This is a genomic window from Paenibacillus sp. J31P190 (assembly GCF_059692075.1).
This window is the reverse complement of the sequence record NZ_JCAUAS010000005.1, coordinates 283,449-307,751: the sequence shown is the minus strand read 5'-3', so window position 1 is coordinate 307,751 and position 24,303 is coordinate 283,449. Positions and strand designations below refer to the sequence as shown.

25 protein-coding genes, 1 tRNA gene and 2 riboswitches are annotated in these 24,303 nt (G+C 44.1%); of the genes, 17 read left to right on the top strand and 9 right to left on the bottom strand.

Going from position 1 to position 24,303, the window contains the following annotated elements; translation table 11 throughout:
• Positions 1–139: 139 nt before the first annotated feature.
• Positions 140–898, top strand: coding sequence for a ribonuclease PH (rph, locus tag AC58U0_RS13005; RefSeq protein WP_057306194.1), 759 nt, complete (start codon positions 140–142; stop codon positions 896–898).
• The gene (locus tag AC58U0_RS13000; RefSeq protein ID WP_497379417.1) at positions 882–1,529 is read left to right on the top strand and encodes an XTP/dITP diphosphatase; all 648 of its coding nucleotides are present in this window, start codon (positions 882–884) and stop codon (positions 1,527–1,529) included. Before rph ends, AC58U0_RS13000 begins: the two co-directional genes overlap by 17 nt.
• Positions 1,530–1,581: 52 nt before the next feature.
• On the opposite strand, the gene asnB is transcribed toward AC58U0_RS13000, so the two are convergent.
• The gene (gene asnB, locus AC58U0_RS12995) at positions 1,582–3,426 is read right to left on the bottom strand and encodes an asparagine synthase (glutamine-hydrolyzing) (protein WP_497379416.1); all 1,845 of its coding nucleotides are present in this window, start codon (positions 3,424–3,426) and stop codon (positions 1,582–1,584) included.
• Positions 3,427–3,604: 178 nt separating this feature from the next.
• Here asnB and AC58U0_RS12990 point away from each other — a divergent pair, with 178 nt between their 5' ends.
• From AC58U0_RS12990 to AC58U0_RS12975, 4 genes are all read left to right on the top strand, one after another.
• Positions 3,605–3,961 carry a hypothetical protein gene (locus AC58U0_RS12990; RefSeq protein WP_056836396.1) on the top strand — a complete coding sequence of 119 codons (357 nt, stop codon included), beginning with the start codon at positions 3,605–3,607 and terminating at the stop codon, positions 3,959–3,961.
• A 46-nt stretch (positions 3,962–4,007) separates the two neighbouring features.
• A complete protein-coding gene (locus AC58U0_RS12985) occupies positions 4,008–4,121 on the top strand; it encodes a DUF4023 family protein (protein WP_082562468.1) in 114 nt (37 codons plus the stop codon).
• Between the two features lie 168 nt (positions 4,122–4,289).
• On the top strand, positions 4,290–4,427 hold the full coding sequence (locus AC58U0_RS12980; protein WP_156390195.1) for a hypothetical protein: 138 nt from the start codon (positions 4,290–4,292) through the stop codon (positions 4,425–4,427).
• 128 nt (positions 4,428–4,555) lie between these two features.
• Positions 4,556–4,757: riboswitch (cobalamin riboswitch) on the top strand.
• Between the two features lie 33 nt (positions 4,758–4,790).
• Positions 4,791–5,159, top strand: a complete 369-nt coding sequence (locus AC58U0_RS12975; RefSeq protein ID WP_497379415.1) for a (2Fe-2S) ferredoxin domain-containing protein — start codon at positions 4,791–4,793, stop codon at positions 5,157–5,159.
• An 899-nt stretch (positions 5,160–6,058) separates the two neighbouring features.
• Here the strand turns inward: AC58U0_RS12975 and AC58U0_RS12970 are convergent.
• From AC58U0_RS12970 to AC58U0_RS12945, 6 genes are all read right to left on the bottom strand, one after another.
• Positions 6,059–6,253: a hypothetical protein gene (locus AC58U0_RS12970; RefSeq protein ID WP_497379414.1), complete on the bottom strand. Its 195-nt coding sequence runs from the start codon at positions 6,251–6,253 to the stop codon at positions 6,059–6,061.
• Positions 6,254–6,323: 70 nt separating this feature from the next.
• Positions 6,324–7,160, bottom strand: a complete 837-nt coding sequence (locus AC58U0_RS12965) for an energy-coupling factor ABC transporter ATP-binding protein (protein ID WP_497379413.1) — start codon at positions 7,158–7,160, stop codon at positions 6,324–6,326.
• Positions 7,157–7,966 (bottom strand): cobalt ECF transporter T component CbiQ, encoded by an 810-nt coding sequence (gene cbiQ / locus AC58U0_RS12960; RefSeq protein ID WP_497379412.1) that lies wholly within the window; start codon positions 7,964–7,966, stop codon positions 7,157–7,159. The genes AC58U0_RS12965 and cbiQ overlap by 4 nt, the downstream gene beginning before the upstream one ends.
• Complete coding sequence (locus tag AC58U0_RS12955; protein WP_497379411.1) at positions 7,963–8,247, bottom strand: energy-coupling factor ABC transporter substrate-binding protein; 285 nt, start codon at positions 8,245–8,247, stop codon at positions 7,963–7,965. Before AC58U0_RS12955 ends, cbiQ begins: the two co-directional genes overlap by 4 nt.
• Entirely contained in the window at positions 8,244–9,023 is a 780-nt protein-coding gene (locus AC58U0_RS12950) for an energy-coupling factor ABC transporter permease (RefSeq protein WP_497379410.1), read from the bottom strand. Before AC58U0_RS12950 ends, AC58U0_RS12955 begins: the two co-directional genes overlap by 4 nt.
• Before the next feature lie 146 nt (positions 9,024–9,169).
• Positions 9,170–9,363, bottom strand: a riboswitch (cobalamin riboswitch).
• Positions 9,364–9,487: 124 nt separating this feature from the next.
• Positions 9,488–9,561 (bottom strand) — tRNA-Arg (locus tag AC58U0_RS12945).
• 154 nt (positions 9,562–9,715) lie between these two features.
• Here AC58U0_RS12945 and AC58U0_RS12940 point away from each other — a divergent pair.
• The 5 genes from AC58U0_RS12940 to ispG all read left to right on the top strand — a co-directional run bounded on the left by AC58U0_RS12940 (position 9,716) and on the right by ispG (position 15,309).
• Entirely contained in the window at positions 9,716–10,633 is a 918-nt protein-coding gene (locus AC58U0_RS12940; RefSeq protein ID WP_497379409.1) for a hypothetical protein, read from the top strand.
• Between the two features lie 110 nt (positions 10,634–10,743).
• Positions 10,744–12,045 carry a trigger factor gene (gene tig, locus AC58U0_RS12935; protein ID WP_497379408.1) on the top strand — a complete coding sequence of 434 codons (1,302 nt, stop codon included), beginning with the start codon at positions 10,744–10,746 and terminating at the stop codon, positions 12,043–12,045.
• 199 nt (positions 12,046–12,244) lie between these two features.
• Positions 12,245–12,835 carry an ATP-dependent Clp endopeptidase proteolytic subunit ClpP gene (gene clpP / locus AC58U0_RS12930; protein WP_057306184.1) on the top strand — a complete coding sequence of 197 codons (591 nt, stop codon included), beginning with the start codon at positions 12,245–12,247 and terminating at the stop codon, positions 12,833–12,835.
• 12 nt (positions 12,836–12,847) lie between these two features.
• Positions 12,848–14,116 (top strand): ATP-dependent protease ATP-binding subunit ClpX, encoded by a 1,269-nt coding sequence (clpX, locus tag AC58U0_RS12925; protein WP_057306183.1) that lies wholly within the window; start codon positions 12,848–12,850, stop codon positions 14,114–14,116.
• Positions 14,117–14,211: 95 nt separating this feature from the next.
• Entirely contained in the window at positions 14,212–15,309 is a 1,098-nt protein-coding gene (gene ispG, locus AC58U0_RS12920) for a flavodoxin-dependent (E)-4-hydroxy-3-methylbut-2-enyl-diphosphate synthase (RefSeq protein ID WP_057306182.1), read from the top strand.
• Positions 15,310–15,691: 382 nt separating this feature from the next.
• Here the strand turns inward: ispG and AC58U0_RS12915 are convergent, their stop codons facing one another.
• A complete protein-coding gene (locus tag AC58U0_RS12915; protein WP_497379407.1) occupies positions 15,692–15,874 on the bottom strand; it encodes a hypothetical protein in 183 nt (60 codons plus the stop codon).
• A gap of 181 nt (positions 15,875–16,055) precedes the next feature.
• Here AC58U0_RS12915 and AC58U0_RS12910 point away from each other — a divergent pair, with 181 nt between their 5' ends.
• Positions 16,056–16,874, top strand: a complete 819-nt coding sequence (locus tag AC58U0_RS12910) for a divergent polysaccharide deacetylase family protein (RefSeq protein WP_497379406.1) — start codon at positions 16,056–16,058, stop codon at positions 16,872–16,874.
• Here AC58U0_RS12910 and AC58U0_RS12905 read toward each other — a convergent pair.
• The gene (locus AC58U0_RS12905) at positions 16,867–17,562 is read right to left on the bottom strand and encodes an N-acetylmuramoyl-L-alanine amidase family protein (protein ID WP_497379405.1); all 696 of its coding nucleotides are present in this window, start codon (positions 17,560–17,562) and stop codon (positions 16,867–16,869) included. The two genes, AC58U0_RS12910 and AC58U0_RS12905, sit on opposite strands and share 8 nt — an antisense overlap.
• A gap of 228 nt (positions 17,563–17,790) precedes the next feature.
• On the opposite strand from AC58U0_RS12905, the gene lonB reads away from it, so the two are divergent.
• The 5 genes from lonB to speD all read left to right on the top strand — a co-directional run bounded on the left by lonB (position 17,791) and on the right by speD (position 24,255).
• On the top strand, positions 17,791–19,509 hold the full coding sequence (gene lonB, locus AC58U0_RS12900) for an ATP-dependent protease LonB (RefSeq protein ID WP_497379404.1): 1,719 nt from the start codon (positions 17,791–17,793) through the stop codon (positions 19,507–19,509).
• Between the two features lie 225 nt (positions 19,510–19,734).
• A complete protein-coding gene (gene lon / locus AC58U0_RS12895; RefSeq protein ID WP_497379403.1) occupies positions 19,735–22,080 on the top strand; it encodes an endopeptidase La in 2,346 nt (781 codons plus the stop codon).
• A 23-nt stretch (positions 22,081–22,103) separates the two neighbouring features.
• The gene (gene yihA / locus AC58U0_RS12890) at positions 22,104–22,763 is read left to right on the top strand and encodes a ribosome biogenesis GTP-binding protein YihA/YsxC (protein WP_497379402.1); all 660 of its coding nucleotides are present in this window, start codon (positions 22,104–22,106) and stop codon (positions 22,761–22,763) included.
• 244 nt (positions 22,764–23,007) lie between these two features.
• Positions 23,008–23,595: a non-ribosomal peptide synthetase module gene (locus AC58U0_RS12885; protein ID WP_497379401.1), complete on the top strand. Its 588-nt coding sequence runs from the start codon at positions 23,008–23,010 to the stop codon at positions 23,593–23,595.
• Positions 23,596–23,847: 252 nt separating this feature from the next.
• Positions 23,848–24,255, top strand: coding sequence for an adenosylmethionine decarboxylase (gene speD / locus AC58U0_RS12880; RefSeq protein WP_057306176.1), 408 nt, complete (start codon positions 23,848–23,850; stop codon positions 24,253–24,255).
• Positions 24,256–24,303: the final 48 nt, after the last annotated feature.

Sequence of the window (24,303 nt, the reverse complement as noted above, 5' to 3'; positions counted from 1 at the left end):
TGCATAGGGGTTTTCTCAGCATTATAATCATGTTCGACATCATTGTTTATGGCTTGGGGTGCTTTTCGCTGGCTACTTTGCTACAATGGGGCGTAGGAACAAAGCTTCTGATGGAAGCAACAGGAGGAGAACAACATTTATGAGAATTGGCGGAAGAACGAATCAAGAACTGCGACCTATGAAAATAACCCCTCATTATATAAAACACGCGGAAGGCTCGGTGCTTATTGAGGTCGGGGATACCAAAGTGATTTGTACAGCGACGATAGAAGAACGCGTACCGCCTTTTATGAAAGGTCAAGGGAAAGGTTGGGTAACAGCCGAATATTCGATGCTGCCTCGGGCTACGCAGGTTAGAAATCAGCGTGAAGCTGCCAAAGGTAAGCTGGGTGGTCGTACGATGGAGATTCAGCGTCTTATCGGCCGTGCGCTTCGTTCCGTGGTGAATTTGGAAGCATTAGGCGAAAGATCCATAACGCTGGATTGCGATGTTATTCAAGCGGATGGCGGTACTCGTACAACGTCAATTACCGGTGCTTTTGTTGCAATGGCATTTGCCATGGACAAGTTGGCGACAGACAAAAAACTAGCCAAATTCCCGATTAACGACTTTCTGGCTTCTGTGAGTGTTGGTGTTATCGGCCAAACACCGCGGCTGGATCTGAATTATGAAGAAGATTCACATGCTAAAGTAGATATGAACGTCGTGATGACGGGGCAGGGTCAATTCGTAGAAATCCAAGGAACGGGCGAGGATGCTCCTTTTTCCCGTAAGGAACTGGATGAATTGCTCGCTCTTGCTGAAACAGGTATCCATACGATGATTGAAGAGCAATCTAAAGTATTAGGCCCGATCGCTGATCGCATTCGAGGTGTACATCATGCTGCTACAAAGTAATTTCGTCGTTATTGCGACGCGTAACGAGGGCAAAGTCAAAGAGTTTGCGAAGCTTTTTGGAGCAAAAGGCTATAAAGTTCGCAGCTTAACGGACTATACGGATCTTCCGGAAATCGTGGAGAGCGGGACGACGTTTGCAGAAAATGCACGGATAAAAGCGCAGATTATTTCGGCACATCTCCATGTGCCGGTTCTTGCCGATGATTCAGGTTTGTGTGTAGAGGCTTTGAATGGCGAACCGGGTGTTTATTCTGCTAGGTATGCTGGAGAGGATGCTACGGATGCGGACAATAATGCTAAGTTGCTGCAAGCATTAAGCGAGGCAGACTCGGTCGAAGGATTGCCTGATGGTGCAGAGCATCCAAAGCTTCTTAGCGAAGCATCCTATGTTTGTGCGCTTACACTCATCGATCCTGTAGCGAATGAAGTGATTGAAGCGGAGGACTCATGCCGTGGTTACATCATCGGGGAAGAACGTGGCGAAAGCGGCTTCGGCTATGATCCGTTATTTTATATCCCATCTCTTGGGAGAACGATGGCTGAATTAACGATGGAAGAGAAGAATGAGATCAGCCATAGAGCCAAAGCTTTACGCATGTTTTTGGATAGACTCCCTGATCAGAACGGCTAATATCATAAAGAAAACCTGCTTCCACTTTATAGGTGGGTAGCAGGTTTTTCATTTATCGGATGGATATTTTATAGGAACGTAACCAAGTATCTACTTGTGCCAAATAGGCGAATAGTTGAGGACCCGTCATCAATTGACCAAACCATGGGAGATCGAAATCATTCGTCTCTGAGCTGGCAAGTGCTCGGATTTTCTTAACATCAATGAAGGGAAGTAAGGGTGAGGTTGGGTCATCCAGAATTTCCAGTACCCATTTTCTCACAGCTGCTAAGTAATTAGGATTGTGCGTTTTTGGATACGGACTTTTCTTGCGAGTTAGCACATCCTCAGGAAGAACACCTTTGAGTGCTTTGCGCAAAATGCCTTTCTCCCGATCACCCGATGTTTTGATTTCCCAGGGAATATTCCAGACATACTCAACAAGACGGTGATCGCAGAAAGGGACGCGGACTTCAAGTCCGACGGCCATACTCATACGATCCTTTCGATCTAGAAGTGTCGGCATGAACCGGGTAATGTTTAAGTAAGACATTTCCCGCATACGGTTTTGCTGCTGCGTTTCCCCAGCTAACCGCGGCACTTCGCTGAGCGCTTGCTGGTATCGATTATTGACATACTCGACTGGTTTGATCCAATCAACAAGATCCGGAGCCAGCAGGTCGACGCGATTGTTAAGTTTTAAAGACCAAGGGAACGTATTTGCTGCCAAAGCTTCATCGTTGTGGAACCAAGGGTATCCACCGAATATTTCGTCAGCTGCTTCGCCGGAAATGGCAACCGTCGCTTCTTTTTTGATCTCACGGCAAAATAAATAAAGAGACCCATCAACATCAGCCATCCCTGGGGTATCGCGGGCAAATACGGCTGTTTTCAGAGATTCCACAAGCTCGGGTGTGTCGAATTCAATATAGTGATGCTCGGTTCCTAGATGCTCTGTCATCCGTTTAATCCAAGGTGCATCTGAATTTGGCTGAAATATGTTGGCTTTAAAATGCTTGTCATTATCTTTGTAATCAACGGAAAAAGTATGCAGAGCGCCTTGCCCGCTTTCCTTGTAATGAGCAGAGGCAAGTGCAGTAAGTGCACTAGAATCCAGACCACCCGATAGAAGGGTACAAATAGGTACATCAGACACAAGTTGACGCTGGGATGTGTCTCTAAGCAGTTGTTGAACTTGCAATGCCGTAGCAGCGATATCGTCGGAGTGCTGGTGGCTTTCGAGCTTCCAGTACGTACGGATGGATAAGCCATTGCGGTCAAATACAGCGCATTGTCCTGGTTTGAGCTCTGACATGTTGCGATAAATGCCATGACCCGGTGTGCGAGCCGGACCTACTGCGAAAATTTCGGCCAAGCCTTCAGCACCAACCTCTGCTTCAAAGTCGGGGTGCGCGAGTATGGCTTTCGGCTCAGAGCCGAATAGAAGCACACTATTTTGATGAGAATAAAAAAGCGGCTTTACGCCAAGCCGGTCTCTGACCAAATAGAGGGATTGTTCTTGATCATTCCAGGCCGCGAAAGCGAAAATACCATTCAGTCGATCTACACAAGCTCTACCCCACTCAATAAAGGCAACGAGCAGCACCTCTGTATCACAGGTTGTGCGGAAATGATGTCCACGAAGTTCGAGCTCCTTTTTGAGTTCAGGGGCGTTATAGAGTTCGCCATTATATACGATCGTATACGTGTAGTCTCCTTGTTTCCGTACCATGGGCTGAGCGCCGTTTTCCGGATCCATTACACTAAGACGTCGATGGCCGAGGGCACAATGCTGTGAAATCCATGTACCAGAAGCATCAGGTCCACGCAAATGGAGCGTTTCCGTCATATTTTCTAGAATGGACGGGTACCCGGTCAAGTCTTTCCGCCAATCTATCCAACCCGTTATTCCGCACATAGACGTTCCTTCCTTTCTTTATAAAGAGAGCATGATGATAAAAGGTATGCAAACTGAAGGTAGATAATGTCTGTCCAGAAGTGGATGGGCGCAGTCAACCGGACGGATTTTGTGTTTTGTTGACAGGCCTGATACAATAAACCCAATTCTTACTTACTAAAGGACAAAGGTGATGACAATGAAAAAGAAACACTCTAAAGCACAAATTGATTATTTGGCCTCAAGAGAACATTTTTTGCAAATCAGTAACCAAGCGGATAAACGAATTGCGGAATTAAAAGAAGAAGGTAAAGAAGTAGGGCAAGCAGAAATGGAAGAAATTATTGAGCGTGTCGGCTTGCACCGTGCTTACAACGAACTTACCCAAGCGGAGAATGTCTTGATTAACTGGACACAAACGGCTATTAAAACAGAGCCGGAATTTATTCAAAACCGCACTAATTTTGAGGAACTCTACGAAAAAGTCAAAACAGATGCAGAAGCAAGAGGCGCGATTCTTAATCTTGCCATGCGTTTAAATTTAGAGCTTGTGTGACATTCTAAAGAGGTAGTGCCATTCTTTCTTCAGGAGGCGAATGCTCATGGATAGTCATTTCATTAGCAAGCTGCACGACAAGCAGAGGAAAGCCGCGAAGAATTTCAGGACCCAAGGTGACGGTCAGCCAGGCAGTAATTTGCCGCACAAGAAGCACTAAAGTCTAATGGCACCATCAAGAGCCTGTAGGGAGATTTCCTTACAGGCTTTTGCTTTTATTATCGATTTGCCTTCGTCCGTTATGGGTATTATATACAGCATATTTGAGGTTGTATCTCACCATACTAATCAAGTGATCATTATTTCAACTCATAGGAGGATTCCCAACATGAGCAAAAAGAAAAGTAAAAGTATGGATCAAAGGATACAGAGCACAATCGATCATTCGAAGCAATCTTCTCGCATTCAGTCGAATCTAGATTCAACAGAGCCTGGACATCACCAACCGAATCGTCCTTCCGTTTAAACGAGTGATTTGAAATCGTAAATACAGCTTCGATGAAGTCCCTACCATTTGTTGGGGGCTTTTTCCTTGTATATAGATAGACTTATGAGGTATGATGATTGAGTTTAAAAGATTTGCATAAGCTCGAACAATTTCAATTCGAAATAGGTGCTTACAATCCGCTTTCCAAGCGAGAGTAAGCTTAAAAGGGAAGATCGGTTAGAAGCCGACGCGGTCCCGCCACTGTAACAGAGGAGTCAACGTCTCTATGCCACTGATCGACCGATTGGGAAGGCTGACGTTTGATGAAGATCCTGAAGCCAGGAGACCTGCCTATTTCAGCAGCACAGTTTATATACCTACGGGAGATAGGGAGGTGTTCTTATGAGTACGTGGGATCTATCAACAGTCCAACATCATGTACTTATCTGTAACGGGGGATCTTGCCTGAAAAATTCAGGAGATGAAACAACGCTAGCCATTCGAGATGAAATTTCGAAGCACGGAGCCGAGCATCTTATACATACCACTCGGACTAGATGTAATGGCCGCTGTCAGGATGCAGGTGTTGTTACGGTGTATCCGCAAGGGATTTGGTACAAGGAAATGACACCAGAGACTGGGAGAAGGCTTGTTCGAGAGCATTTACTGGAGGGTAAACCACTCCAAGAACATATGATTTATAGCTTTGAGGAACGCTTTGTGCCAACCGGAAAAGGAAATAAGGGCATTAGTCGCGTTCAAAATCAATAACCAGATAATGATAGTTGTAAAGGGGGCTATCCCAAAAGGTTTATAAACCTTTTGGGATTTCTACCTTAAAGTACGCAACCATAAGGACTTCTGCCAATAGGTGGAGGTCCTTTTTGGTCAGAATTAATAGGTTTCAGGTAAGGGGTAAGCAAAGCGTACCCCTTACCTATTCGGACGCTCCAGAATAAGGGACTGTCTCAAAAGCCAATTTATGATTTTTGAGCACCCACTAAGAGTCGAATTTCATAAATAAATGAAGCTCCATCTCGCACTGTACTAGTGGAATTGGAGGTTCTTTTGTGTAATATTTGGGACGTTCTCTATCATTGCGAATACTTTTGAGACAGCCCCATTTTCCATACTCGGGAGTGAATCCATCCCCCCCAAGTCTGCGCTTGGGGACCCGTTTAACGCGGTTCGATACGGACAATAGGGCAACTTAAGCTGCTTATTTGTTCGAATAGCTCTTGTTATGGATACTTAAGCAAGCTATGTTTGCTTATTGATCGCTAATGCGCCCAGAATGTCATGCTTTTGCAGAACATTAGCACGATCTGTGGTCTTATCTCACGAGATACCTCGATAGTTAGAAGGAATTAGCACACCTAACTTGCCTATTCATTTCTATCGCAATGTAGATATTTTAAATGACCCAGCCGCAGTCTAGGTTTGTACTCGAGATAGATATGGATATGTTTCACATGCCAAATCGGCTATAAAGAACCTCCATCTCCCACTGTGCTAGTGGAATTGGAGGTTCCTTTGCGTAAAATTCGGGACGTTCTCAATCATGCGAACACTTTTGAGACAGCCCCAGGATGGCCTACTGAGAAGTCAATTTCCGACTTCTCAGACTCTGTCGGCTCGTCGAGCTCTCACTGAAAGTGCGGTTTTCGCGCTTATTGGTTCGGACGCTCCAGAATAAGCGCGTTTTCCGCGCTTATTCTGGGCGGACACGCAGGATGGCCTACTGAGAAGTCGATTTTCAGCTTCTCAGACTCTGTCGGCTCGGCAAGCTCTCGTAGTGAAAGAGCTAAAAATTGAATCAGCGGAACGAGAGAGCCTACCATTGATAGATGGATGTATGTATACATGAAGAGGCTGTCCCTCTAATCACAGTTGGGACAGCCTCTTTTTAACTCTATTTATATTCGTTAATGATAATTATAAATAGACCTTTTGTAATAATGTTTTAAAATCACTCACATTCTTAGGTGCTGAGATTCCCTGACGATTAGCTTCGGGCAATGCTTCCCACAGATCTAGCAGCATGGGCCTATCAAGACCAAGACCAATAATAGCCTTGCTATCTTTGAATATGTCATCTGGCGTTCCTTCCATGACGCACTGTCCTTGATCCATCACGAGAATCCAATCAGCCCATGAGTAGGCTAGGTTCATATCATGTGTGGCCATGACTAACGTGATTCCGCGACTATGTATACGGTCAAGTTCCTCGACAAGCTGTTGTTCCGATATGCGATCCAGATAGGCCGTAGGTTCATCCAGAAGCAGCAGCTTCGGTTCAAGCACAAGCACACCGGCTAAGGCTACTCGTTTCTTTTGGCCGAGGCTCAAGTGGTGAATGGGTGTGTGTGCTAAGTGCTCGAGCCCCATCGTTCTTAATATAGCTTCTACTCGGCGGTTAATCTCAGGCTCAGGAATGGCAGCATTCCTCAGACCGTAGGTGACATCCTCATAAGGAGTATTCAGAATGAGCTGTTGTTCCGGATCTTGAAAGACAAGTCCAACGTCTTGACGTAATTGTTTGAGTTCTTTGCGGGTGTAAGTTAAAGCTTCGTTCTTCCATAAAACTTGACCTGATGAAGGTGAATGAATGCCAATAGCTTGAAGAAATAAAGTTGATTTGCCAGAACCGTTATGACCGCAAATAGCTGTTTTTTTTCCCTCGGGGATGCGGAGCTTTAATTTGTTTAAAGCCATGTTCTGTGAAGCCGGATAGCTGAAACTCACTTCTAAGGTTTCTAGAATCGTGCTCATCGGATACTCCTCCAATTCCAACGCAGCCAAATTTCGAGCAGCAGTAAGAGCGTGATCCCTACATAACTTTCCAATTTATATCGAAAAGGTATAGGGTTAGCTCGGTAGGGGGCCATGTGAATGTCATCCGTAAAACCTCGGGAGACAAGGCCATTTGACAATGATTTATACCGCTGCATCGTTTTGATAAACATTTGAACAATAATAATGGCTGTATCCTTTAGTCTATTTCGGAAACCTGTCTGACCGCCTCTAGATTGCTGAGCTACATACATGTTATTGGCAATTTCAAATAGGATGAACAGAAATCGATACATAATAAGCATAATTTCTAGAACCAGCTTGGGGACACGAACTTTTTGTAAAACTTGCAGCAATTCGGAAAAAGGTGTACTGAACATAATAAAGGACACGCAGCTTAGGCTCGCTATAATACGAACGAATAATTTGCCAATTAGCAAAAGACCTGTTGAAGTAACGGACAACTTCCATTCGATAAATGTAAATGCCGCCACCTCATGGATATCAGGCAAGGCTTCTTGCAAAGGACGGATCTCTACGACTAATGCGGGTACACTACCTACAAAAAATAGGCATGCAGCACCGATGACAGTTACATAATATTTAATTGGAACGCGAGCATAGCCTACTGTCCATAGGGCCATCCAAATCGCTATAATTACCTGCACCGCCGGGTGCGTTAAATAAGAAAACAGCAGCATAGTGACTGCAAAACCGCACTTCCACATCGGTGATAGGGGGCGTAAGTTATTTTTATAGGAGAGAGAATCGATCAATTTCATCATTGGTTTTTGGATTTAGACGCTTTCCCTTTGAAAAAGCCAAAGGCAAACCCGATGAAGCCAGCCCCGATGGCAGCTTGTAAGGCGAACAGCATACTTTCCGTCTCAGCTGGGAGCTCGAATAATGAAGAGAACCATGGCGTATAGGAAGGCTCAATACTTTGGATTAATTGTTCAGCGGCATCATCAGATCCACCAAATTCGCCTTTTGCGAAAATAAGGGGTAAGACTGCCAATAATACAACGGCAATTAACATCAGGGTGTTCATAGTACGAGTTTTCATAGCTCAGAAGCTCCTTTCATTTTATGTTGTAGAATGGATAGCTCTTTTGGGCTGTAAGATTGTAACCAATTCCATATTAATACGGTTAAAATACCTTCACTAATGGCAAGAGGAATTTGTGTAATGGCAAAAATACCGCCGAATTTCAAAAAGGATGCTATAAATCCACCTTGTTCAGCTGGGAATGCAAGAGCTAATTGGACAGAAGTAACAATGTATGTGGATAAGTCGGCAAGAGCAGCTGCCAAAAATATCGACCATTTTTGTTTGCCGGTTGTTTTCATCATGGACTTATATATGAAGTAACCAACTATTGGACCGGAGAGGGCCATGGAGAAAGCATTTGCCCCGAGTGTAGTAAGTCCTCCATGAGCAAGTAAAACCGCTTGAAATAACAAAACAATCGATCCTAGGACGCTCATAGGGAGCGGTCCGAACATTACGGCTCCTAAACCTGTACCTGTTGGGTGAGAGCTGCTTCCGGTTACAGAAGGGATCTTCAATGCCGACAGTACGAAGGTGAATGCGCCAGCAAGGCCAAGCATAATTTTGAGCTCTGGATGTTCTTTCGTAATTTTGATAAGCGCTCTAACACCTAGAAAGAAGAACGGAAGGAAGGCTGCCCACCAAAATATAGCCCAACCTACAGGGAGAAATCCTTCCATAATGTGCATGCCGTAGACGGTTTGCGGTTCATTAATGAATAGATAGAGGGCTAACCCTATAACCACTAGTAAGAAGCTAGTTATCTTGGTCTTTTGTGTCTTTGTTTGCATGTTTTTTAATTCCTCCTAATTTAAAGTTTGAGTACGAACAAAAAAGACCAATCCTGATGGATTGGCCGTGGGTACGTACGAATAAACGACAACTATAAGCTAGATGTCGAAAGACTTGACGTACACCGCTCCTTTCCGCGAAGGTTTCTGGGTGCATAAATGAAGGTAGGTCTCCTGGCTCTCGGATCATTGTATTCTTTCAGCCTTCCCTGAATTTTCATCAAGTGACATGATAGAAAGAAACTCCCCGAATACAGTGGCGGGACCGCTCGGGATTTGCACCCGATTCCCTGTTACCCCTTGCTTGCTACGCAAAGGCACCTCATTTATTCGAAAAAATATGTAATTGAAAAGAGTATAACACAATATGAAAGATTCGTAGCATAGCGAAATTTTATTTTTTAGCAAATGTAGATAAACAAAAAAAGGATCGCGATTTCTCGCGATCCTTTGCCGTGCATGAACGTCCCAGGAGGGATTCGAACCCCCGACCGCACGCTTAGAAGGCGTGTGCTCTATCCAGCTGAGCTACTGAGACATAGACCTCTTCTTACCTTGCGGATGTGATCCGTTTAGCGAAGCAAGAGTTATATTATCATATAGTTTAAAGTGAAGTCAACCCTATTTTATATATTTATTTTGCAATCACTTGGACAATCAAGTAAACTGTCACCAGCGAGAAGATTTCTGAGGTGATCATCATAACAGACCCATCCATCAATAACTTAATTCTTTTTCCGAAAACAGAGCAATATTACGAAGAGGAACTTACTCGGTTCCTAAAAACAGAGCAGTATAGTGATGCGCTCCAATTGCTAACCTTTCTACTGCAATTTCCGACAGTAGACCAACACAAAACTGAACAATGGGAAGCTCTGAGGAATTGGCTGTATACCATGTATCCAGAAACCATGTTTCCTATTACGTCTCCATTGGAAGATGATCCAGAAGAAGAAACGGATCTATTACGGCAGTACATACAAGATAAGACGGCCGATGATGGCGCCTTTGCGCTTAAACTTCTGGATATGCTAAGAGAAGGTACGTTGGAGCAGCAAGTCAATTCCCTTGAACAATTGGCGTTCATTGATCAATCTGACGTGAGCGACCGTGTAAAAGAGTGGCTATGTGAGAAGCCGCGGCACCCTCACATTCAGTTTAAAGCTTTGCAGGCGCTTAAACAGATGGGTGAGCGAGGATTTATTGAGTTTCCTAAGAATGGGGAAAAGATCCTTGTCGAGATCGAAGAGACACCGCTGTGCCCGGAGGATTTTCCATCACGCATTCGTGATATGATTCGCAGAGTCGGGGACATTAGTGAAATAAGCCAACCTGATTTTGTCTATTTTGCCAAGCAGACCTGGCAGGAATTTCTAGCCTATGCTTATGGGACATCGATCTATACCGATCTTCAGAAAGCGGAAGAAGGCGCTGTTGATGTGTGGGCATCTGCACTTCATGCGATTCTTCAAGAGAAATTGTTTGGCTCGGTGAATCGTGAAGAATTACTAGATAATTACGGGATTGTTGATTCCATGAAGCTTCAGTGGAAGCGAGCTAACCTTGTGCTGCAAGCGTTTGTGAAGCAGTTTAATCCGGACCCATCATAAGGCAAGAAAGGCTGCCTTGAAATGAAAATCTTATATGGTATAATAGAATGGTTGTAATGAGCGTAACGTGAAAATATGTCATCGTACATTTTTGGAGGGGAAAGCATAAAATGAAAGCAAGTTGGGAAAAAATAGAGAAGAACGTAGGCGTTCTTGAAGTGGAAGTTGGCGCAGAGCGCGTAGCAGATGCTTTGGATAAAGCATTTAAAAAGGTATCCGCGAAAGTGAATGTTCCAGGATTCCGTAAAGGGAAAGTACCTCGTTCTATCTTTGAAGCTAAATTTGGTGTAGAAAGCTTGTATCAAGATGCTTTAGATATCATTTTGCCTGAAGTTTATGTGGAAGCGATTGAAGAAGTTAAAATCGAGCCTGTTGATCGTCCTGAAGTAGACGTTGAGCAATTCGGCAAAGGACAAGTACTGAAGTTCAAAGCTAAAGTAACTGTTAAGCCTGAAGTAACTCTTGGCGAATACAAAGGTATCGAAGTTGAAGCGGTAAGCGCAGAAGTTACGGATGATGAATTGACTGAAGAGCTTACACGTTTGCAACAACGTCATGCTGAATTGGTTGTACTTGAAGAAGGACAAGCAGCAAATGGTGACGTCGTTGTCCTTGATTTCGAAGGATTCGTTGATGGAGAAGCGTTCGAAGGCGGTAAAGCGGAGAAATACTCCCTTGAGCTTGGTTCCAACTCCTTCATTCCAGGTTTCGAAGAGCAACTCGTAGGTCTTGGTAAAGGCGAAGAGAAAGAAGTTAACGTTAGCTTCCCTGAAAACTACCACTCCGAAGATTTGAAAGGCAAAGCAGCTGTGTTTAAAGTGAAAATTCACGACATTAAACGCAAAAACTTGCCAGAGCTTGATGATGAGTTTGCTAAAGATGTGAGCGAGTACGATACACTTGTAGAGTACAAAGAAGAACTGAAAAAACGTCTTCAAGAGCGCAAAGAAAAAGATTCAGAAGCTGCTCTGGAAACAGCTGTTGTTGAAAAAGCTGCAGCAAATGCTGAAGTTGAAATTCCAGCTTCCATGGTAGAAGCAGAGCTAGATGTTATGGTGAAGGAATTCGAAAGACGTCTTCGCTCCCAAGGCATGACGCTTGAGATCTACTTCCAGTTCTCCGGTCAAAACGAGAGCGTGCTGAAAGAACAAATGAGAGAAGATGCTGACAAGCGTGTTCGTAACAACCTTGTTCTTGAAGCCATCGCAGCTGCAGAAAAAATCACAGTTTCCGATGAAGAAGTTGACACGGAACTTGAGAAATATGCACAATCCTACCAAAAAACAACGGCAGAACTTCGTGAACTGTTTGCTTCTAACGGCAGCTTAGAAGGTCTGAGCAACGATCTTGTGATGAGAAAAACGGTTGACTTCTTGCTTGAAAATAGCAAGCATGTTTCCGCAGCAGTATAAATAAGGTTAGTAAAGGCACGTACGTAAGCAACGTGCCTTTCTTTTACCCTATTTTAGCCTCCAAACTGCCCAAGACCATAAGAAATACCCTCATACATAGCAGTTCTCTGAAAAAATGACTTTGCTGTTCAAACGTGTTAAACTGTATCTGAATCTCAATTGAGAGAACTTGGCTATTGCCGCAAAAGGAGTTGGTACAATGAGTCTTATTCCTATGGTTGTTGAACAAGAGGCTCGTGGGGAACGTTCTTACGATATCTACTCACGTTTATTAAAGGACCGCATTATCTTCATTGGGAGCGCTATTGATGACGATGTGGCTAATTTGGTCATTGCCCAGCTGCTCTTTTTATCCGCACAGGATCCCGATAAGGATATCCACTTATATATCAATTCACCAGGTGGATCTGTAACAGCTGGAATGGGTATCTTCGATACCATGCAGTTTATTAAACCAGATGTATCTACGATTTGTGTAGGTATGGCTGCAAGTATGGGCTCTCTGTTATTAACAGCAGGTGCCAAAGGTAAGCGATACGCGCTGCCGAATGCAGAAGTTATGATTCACCAACCGCTCGGCGGTGTAAGAGGTCAGGCAACCGATATCAAAATCCACGCGGATTGGATTATCAAAACGAAACAAAAACTCAACCAGATCTATGTGGACCGTACGGGACAGCCGCTTGAAAAGATCGAAAGAGACACCGACCGGGATAACTTTATGAGCGCTGATGAAGCGAAGGCATACGGGTTAATCGACGAGGTTATCACTCGAAACGACTTGAAATAAAGGAGTGATCCCATGTTTAAATTTAACGATGAAAAAGGCCAACTCAAATGTTCCTTTTGTGGAAAATCCCAAGACCAAGTTCGCAAACTTGTTGCAGGTCCGGGAGTTTACATTTGTGATGAATGTATAGAGCTATGCACGGAGATTGTGGAAGAAGAATTAGGGCATGAAGAAGAGCTTGATCTGAAAGATGTTCCGAAACCAAAAGAAATTCGCAATATTTTGGATCAGTATGTGATCGGGCAGGATCAAGCGAAAAAATCGTTGGCTGTAGCGGTTTATAACCACTATAAGCGTATTAATTCGCAAAACAAATTGGAAGATGTTGAGCTTCAAAAAAGTAACATCGTGCTTCTAGGACCTACAGGAAGCGGTAAAACGTTGCTAGCGCAAACGCTTGCCAAAATTCTGAATGTTCCTTTTGCAATCGCGGACGCCACTTCATTAACAGAAGCTGGTTATGTGGGCGAAGACGTTGAGAATATTTTGCTCAAACTGATTCAAGCTGCAGATTATGATGTAGAAAAAGCCGAACGCGGCATTATCTATATTGATGAGATCGATAAAGTGGCACGTAAATCCGAGAACCCATCCATTACAAGAGACGTTTCCGGAGAAGGTGTTCAACAAGCTTTGCTCAAAATTCTTGAAGGTACGGTTGCCTCTGTTCCTCCACAAGGTGGACGTAAGCATCCGCATCAAGAATTCATTCAAATTGATACAACCAACATTCTGTTTATTTGCGGCGGAGCCTTTGATGGCCTTGAGCAAATTATCAAACGCAGAATCGGTAAAAAAGTAATTGGCTTTAGCACAGATGGGGCTAAAGTTGATTTGAAACCAGGCGAGTACTTATCCATGGTGCTTCCGGAAGATCTCTTACGATTCGGTTTAATCCCGGAATTCGTTGGTCGTTTACCGGTCATCTCTACACTAGAGCCGCTGGATGAACCAGCTCTTGTGCGTATTCTTTCGGAGCCTAAGAATGCGCTCGTGAAACAATACCAGAAGATGCTTGAGATGGATAACGTATCACTCGAATTTGACGCAGAGGCGCTTGATGCCATTGCTAAAGAAGCAATCAAACGTAATACTGGCGCGCGCGGTCTGAGAGCCATCATTGAAAGCATTATGCTTGATGTGATGTTCGAAGTCCCTTCGAGAACAGACGTCACAACATGTGTGGTATCTAAGGAAACGGTTCAAAACAAGATCACTCCTGTTTTGACGACCAAAGATGGCGCGCAGGCGACTGGTAAGAAGAAAGAAGAAAGTGCGTAACCCATAATTTCACAAATTACACACAGCCTCCAATCCGATCCCTGTTAATGGGATTGGAGCGGAGGATGTTTGGTGTCATGGGGAGAGAAACCATAATGTTCCATAGAAAAGATACGCGGGCCGTTCGTGTAGGCGATTTGACGATCGGTGGCAGTAATGAAGTCATCATGCAAAGTATGTGTACAACGAAGACAGCGGATGTGAAGGCGACAGTAGCAGAAATCCTTCGTTTGGAAGAAGCAGGCTGCCAAATCGTTCGTGTCACCGTGAACAACAAGGAAGCCGCAGAGGCCATCAAAGAAATCAAGAAGCAAATTCATATTCCACTCGTTGCGGATATTCATTTTGACCATCGCTTAGCGCTTGCTGCTATTGAGAATGGCATCGATAAAGTACGTATCAATCCAGGTAATATCGGCCGCCGCGAGAAGGTAGAAGCGGTTGTTAAAGCTTGTAAGGAACGTGGCATTCCAATTCGTATTGGGGTCAATGCTGGCTCACTAGAGAATCATCTTCTCGAAAAGTATGGATACCCAACGCCTGAGGCTATGGTAGAAAGTGCCTTGTTCCACATTAACATTCTGGAAGAGCTTGATTTCCATGATATTATCGTTTCACTCAAAGCCTCCGATGTTCCTATGGCGATTGCAGCTTATTCTCAAGCGGCTAAAGCATTCAACTACCCACTTCACCTTGGGATTACAGAGGCTGGAACGCTCTTTACAGGGGCTGTGAAGAGTGCGGCAGGTATCGGAACGCTGCTCAATATGGGACTCGGTAACACACTCCGTATTTCACTTAGCGCGGATCCTGTTGAAGAGATTAAAGTAGCTCGTGAGCTGCTCAAAACGTTCGGATTGATTACTAACGCTGCAACTCTTGTTTCCTGTCCTACCTGTGGCCGCTTGGATATTGATTTGTTCTCGATCGCTAACGAGGTTGAGGATTATATTGCAAAGATCAAAGTGCCGATTAAGGTATCTGTACTTGGCTGTGCAGTAAATGGTCCAGGGGAAGCGCGTGAAGCTGATATTGGGATTGCAGGAGCTCGTGGCGAAGGAATGCTGTTCCGTTATGGAGAAATGATTCGCAAGGTTCCTGAAGCTGAACTGCTCGATGAGTTAAAGAAAGAAATTGATATCATCGTAGATTCTTATGAAAAAACTGGTGTTATCCCAGGACGTAAGCACTAATAGCCTATATTTAAAAAAAGATAGCCGTTAAATGTGCCTAGGGTGAGGTGCTTTTAACGGCTTTCTTTGTGTCTCGGAGACAATGAGCTCGTGATTGAAAGGAATTGTTACAGATTTCCCAATTATGGACGGATAAGCAGGTAAATAACCATAAATCCTTTTTTAAAGGGAACGACAGTGCCCTATTTTGGGGAAATGCACTAGAAATTTGAATTAGCGGAACATGGATCAGCTATTTCTAAAAAAAAGAGAGGTTTTTAAAGGAAAACAACGAAATAGCGAACTGTAGTTCCTCGTGCTCATGCATTTGAGCATTTTTAGCTCAAATAACGAATCGTAGTTCCCTTTGAGAACTTTTTTTATCGGCACTGTTCTCTCTCACTTATTCCCTCGTTTCGCACCCATCTGCATTAGCTCTCCCATCCGATCCGGCCCCGCATCCACCCCCACACTCTAAACCCAAACCCACACCCACACCCACACCCACACCCACACCCACACCCACACCCACACCCACACCCACACCCACACCCACGCCCACAGCGCACCCGCCACCTGGCCCCACCCCCGCACCCGCCTTGAACTCGCACTCCCACCCGTACTTACATCTGAACCAGCTCCCCTAACGCCATTTAATTCCTTTTACGCATATTTGTAGCGCAAGAGAAGCATAATGAGTAAAACTGGAAAGCTTGTTCATTTGAAGTAAGTTTTTCTAACGATTACATGCAAACAAGGAGAATGCTATGAATTTGCTAAGCAAGTATAGGACTGCTCGTCACATTACCCTTACAGTAATCGTAGGGATCTTTTTGCTTCTTTTACCTTGGCATACGGGTGCTTCAGATGTGGGAATGCCTTCACAGCAAGCAGCCGAGATCAAGTCGAAGAAGGTGGCCATTGTCATTGATGACTTTGGCAATAATATGGACGGCACTAAAGAGATGATGGATCTACCCATCCCTTTCACCGTCGCTGTCATGCCTTTCTTGCCCTCCACTAAACAAGATGCTCAATTAGCACACGATAGGGGGCATGAAGTCATTCTACACCTGCCTATGGAGCCTGTGCGGGGCAAGAAGAGCTGGTTGGGTCCAGGAGCCATTACTACGGACTTATCGAATGATGAGATTCACAAACGGATCGTAGCGGCAATCGAAGATATTCCCTATGTAATAGGAATTAATAATCATATGGGATCCAAGGCTACTGCAGATGAGAGAGTAATGAAAATTCTCGTTGAAATCTGCAGAGAGAAAAATCTCATTTTATTAGATAGCCGTACTTCTCCAAAAAGCCTAATCGGCAAGCTAGCGGGGCAAAATGGAGTTCCATTTTCAGAGAATCAACTCTTCTTCGATGATCTTTACACGTACAGTCACATCAGCAAGCAAATGGTGAAGTTTAAAAAATTAATCCATCAACGAGATATGGTCATCGCGATCGGACATGTGGGTCCACCAGGGAAAAAAACAGCCCAAGTGATCAAAGAGGCCATTCCCATCATTCAAAAGGAAGCTACCTTTGTTCCAATTTCGCAAACAATGAAGGTAAATGCTAATTAGGATGAATCATAGCAAAGTATTGATCTACCGCTTGAGTAATGGCTTTTGCTAACTTGGCTTGATGATGAGAATCATTCAGCAGCTTGCGGTCTGATTTATTGGAAATAAATCCTAGTTCGACGATAACAGCTGGGCTTTTCGTGTGCTTGAGCACATAATACTTTTTACCGAGAACAGGCAGTTCTTCCGTGCCATAAAGACGATTCAGAGATTCTTGCAAAAGTTGAGCAAGCAAAATGCTGTCTGATTGATTTTGATAAATGACAAGTGGTCCTCTACGATCGGATTTACCTGACCAATTGATATGCATGCTTAGCATCATTTTGGGCTTAATTGTGTTGGCGAGTCCGGAACGCTGAGCTAAATCCTTGCGGTGTCTTCCACCGAAGGACCACTTATTATCTTCACTTAAAGCGTAGTCATCAGTCCTGTTGATGATAACGCGATATCCCCTTTTCTTAAGTAACTTGTATGTTTTTTTGGATATGGCTAAATTCATATCTTTTTCTTGGTATTTACCGTGTAAAGCACCGCTATCTATGCCCCCGTGCCCTACGTCGATAATAATATCTGCATTAGGCAGTAGGGGATCATTCGCCAAAGCGGATGCATCTGACGTTTTACAAAGACAGAGGAAAACAAGTAGAATCATCAAGTTTTTCTTCAAGCGAACCACTTCCTTTTGCATGAATATCTACTCTTATCCTTCTTCTGTAAGGGGGCTATCATACGTCACGCAAAAGTTTGCATGAATTGGATTAACCTTCTTTTTCACGGGAATAATGGAAGCTATGACAAAAAACTGAGCTGTTTGACGAAGTTAGCATGACAGCTTATGAAGTAGTTTTCTTACGAAATCTAAGCATATGCTTACGATGACAGTTTGCTAAAGCAAAGCTCTTAGGAGGTATGACAAATGAGTTTAAGTATTATTCTTATGGTAATTCAAGTTTTCTTTGCCGTTGTGATTGGGTTGTATTTCTGGAATTTGCTGCGTAATCAACAGACGAACCGGTCTGCTGTAGATAGAGAATCCAGGAAAGAATTGGAAAAGTTAAGAAAGCTAAGATCCATTTCGCTAACAAAACCACTCTCAGAGAAAACAAGACCGTCTTCCATGCAGGATATCGTTGGCCAGATTGAAGGATTGAAAGCCTTAAAAGCTGCACTATGCGGTCCCAATCCACAGCATGTCATTATTTATGGTCCGCCTGGGGTTGGTAAAACGGCTGCGGCTCGTGTCGTCTTAGAAGAAGCTAAGAAAAATCAGGAGTCACCCTTCCGTCCAGATTCCAAATTTACAGAAATCGATGCCACGACAGCACGCTTTGACGAAAGAGGAATTGCTGATCCATTAATCGGTTCAGTTCATGATCCAATTTATCAAGGTGCAGGTGCAATGGGGGTCGCGGGGATTCCACAGCCTAAACCAGGTGCCGTAACGAAAGCGCATGGCGGCATATTGTTTATCGATGAGATCGGTGAATTACACCCCACACAAATGAACAAATTATTAAAGGTGCTGGAAGATCGTAAAGTATTTCTAGAGAGTGCGTATTATAGCTCTGAGGATACGAATATTCCAGGCTATATTCATGATATATTTCAAAATGGTCTGCCTGCAGATTTCCGTTTAGTAGGGGCTACAACACGTACACCTAGCGAGATTCCTCCAGCTATCCGTTCGCGCTGCTTGGAAATTTATTTCCGTCCTCTTTTACCGGGTGAGGTAGGGGAAATTGCTCGGAAAGCCTTGGATAAAATTGGCTTCAAGAAATGTGAAGCTGCTGTTCAAGTTGTAACGAAATATGCAACGAACGGCAGAGAGGCTGTGAATGTGATTCAGCTTGCCGCGGGTATTGCCTTAACGGATAAGCGAGATGAGATTACCGCAGCTGATATTGAGTGGGTTGTCAATTCATCGCAAATTCCACCTAGACCAGAGCGGAAAATACCTGCGCAACCGCAAATTGGATTCGTCAATGGATTAGCGGTGTATGGTCCTAATTTGGGTACACTACTTGAGATCGAAGTGACCGCGATACCAATTGCCGCTGCAGGTACTGGGAAATTTAATATTACAGGTGTTGTAGATGAAGAGGAAATGGGAGGAGGCTCTCGAACCATCCGCAGGAAGAGTATGGCGCGCGGATCAGTGGAAAATGTTTTGACAGTCCTTCGCAAACTTGGATTTAATACGTCAGACTATGATTTGCATATTAATTTCCCTGGCGGAGTGCCTATCGATGGACCTTCTGCAGGTATTTCCATGGCGACAGCTATTGCATCTGCAATACATAAAATACCTGTGGATAATAAATTGGCAATGACGGGGGAAATGAGTATCCATGGCAAAGTTAAACCCGTTGGCGGCGTTGTAGCGAAGGTCGAAGCTGCATTCCAAGCGGGAGCTACCAAAGTCATTATCCCCAAAGAAAATTGGCAAGAAATGTTCGCTAACTTGCCTGGGGTAGAGGTGCTTGCTGCTGACTCGATCGAAGAAGTGCTGGAAGTTGCCTTAGGCTTAGAGCTTCATGATAATGTGATTCACTTGCCTTTTACCTCAGAAAGGACGATTCCAGCTTCAACTTTACCTATTTTACATGCTAATTCACAACATACAATTGACTCCTAAATCAGAGTTGAGATAACCTTACATGGCACGTCAGAGTGCCAGTTGGTGTTTTGTTTGCAGTTTTGATAAAATGTAAAGGGCAACGAGGGGTACAGAAATAAATGACTTTGAATATTGTTCAAAGATCCGAAGCGGAGAGACTTCGAACTCCGTTCAAAGATCCGAAGCGGAGACAATTCGAACTTCGCTCGAAGATCAAGATCCATATATTAGGAGGTGCAGAGGATGGGACCCGGAAAAATCAAGGTGCGCAGATTGCCGCTATTGCCTCTAAGGGGACTGCTGGTTTATCCGAGCATGGTTCTACATCTGGATGTAGGGCGAGAAAAGTCGGTTAAAGCACTCGAGCGGGCAATGGTGGATGACAGCATGATTCTCCTCTGCTCTCAATCTGAGATCAACATAGAAGAACCTGCCAAAGAGGATATTTATCGCATTGGGACAATTGCTAAGGTAAGGCAAATGCTGAAACTACCGAATGGAACCATTCGTGTCTTGGTAGAAGGTGTTTTGCGTGCTGAGATTGTTGAATACCTTGTGAATGATGAATATTATGAAGTCACGGCTAAGGAACTGCCGGAGCAAGAGATCACCGATCCTGAGATCGATGCGCTCATGCGAAGCGTACTGAGTCAATTCGAGCATTACATTAATTTGTCGAAAAAGGTTACACCAGAAACGCTTGCTGCTGTGTCGGACATTGATGAACCAGGCCGTTTAGCAGATGTTATATGCAGCCATTTATCGCTCAAAATTAAGGATAAACAAGAGATTCTGGAGACCGTAGATGTACGTGAGCGTCTCGAGAAAATGCTTAATATCTTGAATAATGAGCGAGAAGTGCTTGAACTTGAACGTAAAATTAGTCAACGTGTTAAGAAACAAATGGAAAAAACGCAGAAGGAGTACTACCTTCGCGAACAGATGAAAGCCATCCAGAAGGAACTTGGCGATAAAGAGGGCCGCGCAGGAGAAGTGGATGACCTACGCAACCAGTTGACGGAAGCTGAATTGCCAGATAAAGTCCGCGAGAAGGTTGAGAAAGAAATCGACCGTTTAGAGAAGATGCCAGCGACTTCTGCCGAGGGAGGCGTCATCCGCAACTATATTGATTGGCTGCTAGGACTGCCTTGGTCCAAAAATACGGACGATGATTTGGATTTGGATAAAGCCGAGGAAATCTTGAATGAGGATCACTTCGGACTTGAAAAGCCAAAGGAGCGCGTACTCGAGTACCTAGCGGTACAGAAGCTGGTTAAGAAGCTGAAAGGACCTATCCTTTGTTTAGTTGGTCCTCCGGGCGTTGGTAAAACCTCGATTGCTCGTTCAATTGCTAGATCCATGGGAAGACAGTTCATTCGTATTTCGCTTGGCGGGGTCAGAGATGAAGCCGAAATTCGAGGTCATCGTCGTACGTATGTTGGGGCGATGCCAGGACGGATTATCCAGGGGATGAAGAACGCTGGAACGAATAATCCTGTTTTCTTGCTTGACGAAATTGATAAAATGGCAATGGATTTCCGCGGCGATCCGGCTTCGGCATTGCTTGAAGTTCTTGATCCCGAGCAGAATAGCACTTTTAGTGATCATTTCATTGAAGTTCCGTTTGACTTGTCCAATGTCATGTTCGTGACGACGGCAAATGCTGTTCACAATATTCCTCGCCCGCTGTTAGATCGGATGGAGGTTCTCTACATTCCTGGCTACACAGAGATTGAGAAGCTTCAAATTGCGAAAAAGTATTTGCTGCCTAAGCAGAAGCGTGACCATGGTCTAGAAGAAGACCAACTTATTGTAGATGAAGATGCCTTAATGAAAATCGTTCGTGAATATACACGTGAAGCGGGCGTTCGTAATTTAGAGCAGCAAGTCGCAGGTATGAATCGTAAAGCGGCTAAAAAGATCGTATCTGACCCAACTACACCGGTACATGTAACGGAAGAAAACTTGAAGGACTACCTAGGACCGAGCAAGTTCCGCTATAATGTAGCAGAAGAGAAAGATCAAATAGGTGCTGTGACAGGCCTTGCTTGGACGGAAGTTGGCGGGGATACCTTAGTTATTGAAGTCACCGTTATGCCCGGAACAGGCAAATTGACTTTGACGGGTAAACTCGGTGATGTGATGAAGGAATCCGCTCAAGCAGCTTTCAGTTATACACGCACACGGGCCGATGTATTTGGCATTGCACCTGACTTTCATGAGAAGAACGACATCCATATTCACATCCCGGAAGGCGCCATTCCAAAGGATGGTCCCTCCGCAGGAATTACGATGGCAACGGCATTGATTTCGGCATTGACGAATATTCCTGTTTCTCGTGTAGTTGCGATGACCGGTGAAATTACATTGCGCGGACGAGTACTTCCAATCGGAGGGCTCAAAGAAAAGGCGCTAGCTGCACATCGAGCTGGTATTCGTACCATCCTGCTGCCTCAGGATAATGAGAAAGACATCAATGAAATTCCAGAAAGTGTCCGCGCCGAGATGACCTTCATTCCAGTTAGCCATATGGATCAAGTGCTTGAACATGCGCTTGTCAAAAATAAGCCTCCCGTGCAAGTCGGATAACGATAGAAAGTAGTTGAACATCCATGAAAGTCAATCAAGCTGAGTTTATTATCAGTGCGGTTGGACCTAGCCAATATCCAGAGGATGCCTTGCCAGAGATTGCTCTGGCAGGGCGTTCTAATGTCGGGAAATCCTCACTCATCAACTGTTTGATCTCCCGCAAAAATTTGGCCAGAACCAGCTCACAGCCCGGCAAAACCCAAACGCTTAACTATTATAAAATCAACCAGGACTTATATTTCGTAGATCTTCCAGGTTATGGCTACGCCAAAGTTTCCAAAACAAAACGGGAGCAGTGGGGAAAATTCATTGAGAGCTACTTAATGAATCGAGAAACACTGCGCCTTGTCATGCAATTAGTTGATTTGCGGCACCCTCCTTCCAAAGATGATCAAGCTATGTACGAGTGGCTAAGACATAATGATGTACCAGTCATCGTCATTGCGACCAAGGCCGATAAGATCCCGAAAAGCAGATGGCCGAAGCATATTAAGATTGTGCGAGAAACACTGGGGATGGATAAGGGTGTCCAGCCGTTGATGTTTTCCTCGGAGCTTGGGCTTGGCAAAGACGAGCTGTGGGGGATTCTAGAGCAAGCTATTGCTTATGGAGAAACAGAGCCTGAGGAAGCAAATGAACTCGTGACCCAGCAAGAACAAGATAGAGAACAAGAACCGTCCTGATTTATAGGGCGGTTTTTTGTGTAGTAATAAGAAGGACGTCAAAAGACAGAGAAAATCAAGAAGAAGCACACGGGAAAGCGAGGTTTACTGGGGAAAATTTGCTGGCATTCCGTAATTCCTTGGTTTTTTCAGAATATTTGGCTGATTATAATGAATTGCACGCAGGAATATTAGAGACGCATGTAGTATAATAATAAACAAGGTAATAGTTAATGGCTTGTAAACAAAGAATCGAGGGATTTTTATGGCACAAAGGTTAGCGACTGAATATGTCAAAACCTGCCTCCAGTTAACAGAAGCCGAGATGTTCAGGTTTTTTCAAATGTTTGTGGATCATCAAGTGACATTGCAAGTGAAAGTCTTGGAGAATGGCAACCAAGAGGTTGTTTTTCAAGATGGAGCAGGTCAGGAAATCGTCCTTTCATTTGAGAAGAAATCGGGCCTATATGAATGCACAGGATCCTGCAGATTAAGTAACACCTTACTGGCTAATTTGATGCGTAAAGCAGTGTCAGAGTTTAAAGGAAGCGCAAAAGTAAACCGAATTTATCCAAGCTACACAATGGTTTACTACTACGAGCGTGGAACCGTCGTTAAAATCGAGGAAGTCAAAGGGCAATTGTTGACCGTTATCTATGAGTACAAAGACACCATTGGTCTCATGCAGCAAATGTTCCAAAAGAGAGAAGTCGAGCAAGAGATTGAAATGATCTACGATCAAATTAACCATCTACTTGATTTACGAAATATGGTGCAGGAACAGGAAGAACATCAGCAGATCGACACTCGCCTCAATGAGCTAACGCATCGTTTGTTTATATTGGAGGCTTAACCACACATATACTCACAATTATAATAGACCCTTTTTAGGGTCTTTTTTGTTTAAAGGCATTTGGTAAAAAAAACTATTGCATTTCTCGTCGATAGATGTTATTTTTATTCTCGTTGAAACAATATAGGAACCAGGATTCACTCAGGACATTGAATGTTGCGAGAGATTATACCCTCGGGAAGTGAATGACGTAGGTCCTAGCGGATGAAATTTTTTTCAGACATTTTATTCCTAGGAAGGGGGAACCGAAAGATGGAAACAGAATACTCAACTTTCGGAAGACACGTTGCTGTAGATACTTGGGGGGTAGATTTCGAACTTCTGAACAATGCAGATTGGCTGCAGGCTCAGATGGTAGAAGCTGCCGAGGTATGCGGAGCAACCGTACTATCTGTACAATCCAAGCAATTTGAACCACAAGGAGCAACTGTACTTGTTATGTTGTCCGAGAGTCATCTCTCCATTCATACTTATCCTGAGAGAGGTTTTGCCGCGCTTGACTGTTATACATGCGGTGAGACAGTGGACCCTCAATTAGCAATTGACTTTATGGTATCCGTATTGAAACCAGAAACATTCTATGCGAAGAAATTAGTTCGCGGAATGGGTGAACTGCAAGTAGAAACTCCAGAAATGAAGCAAGCAGAGCTTGTTAAATAAGAATCTGCGCATAACAATAACGATAACCACGGAGAAATCCGTGGTTAT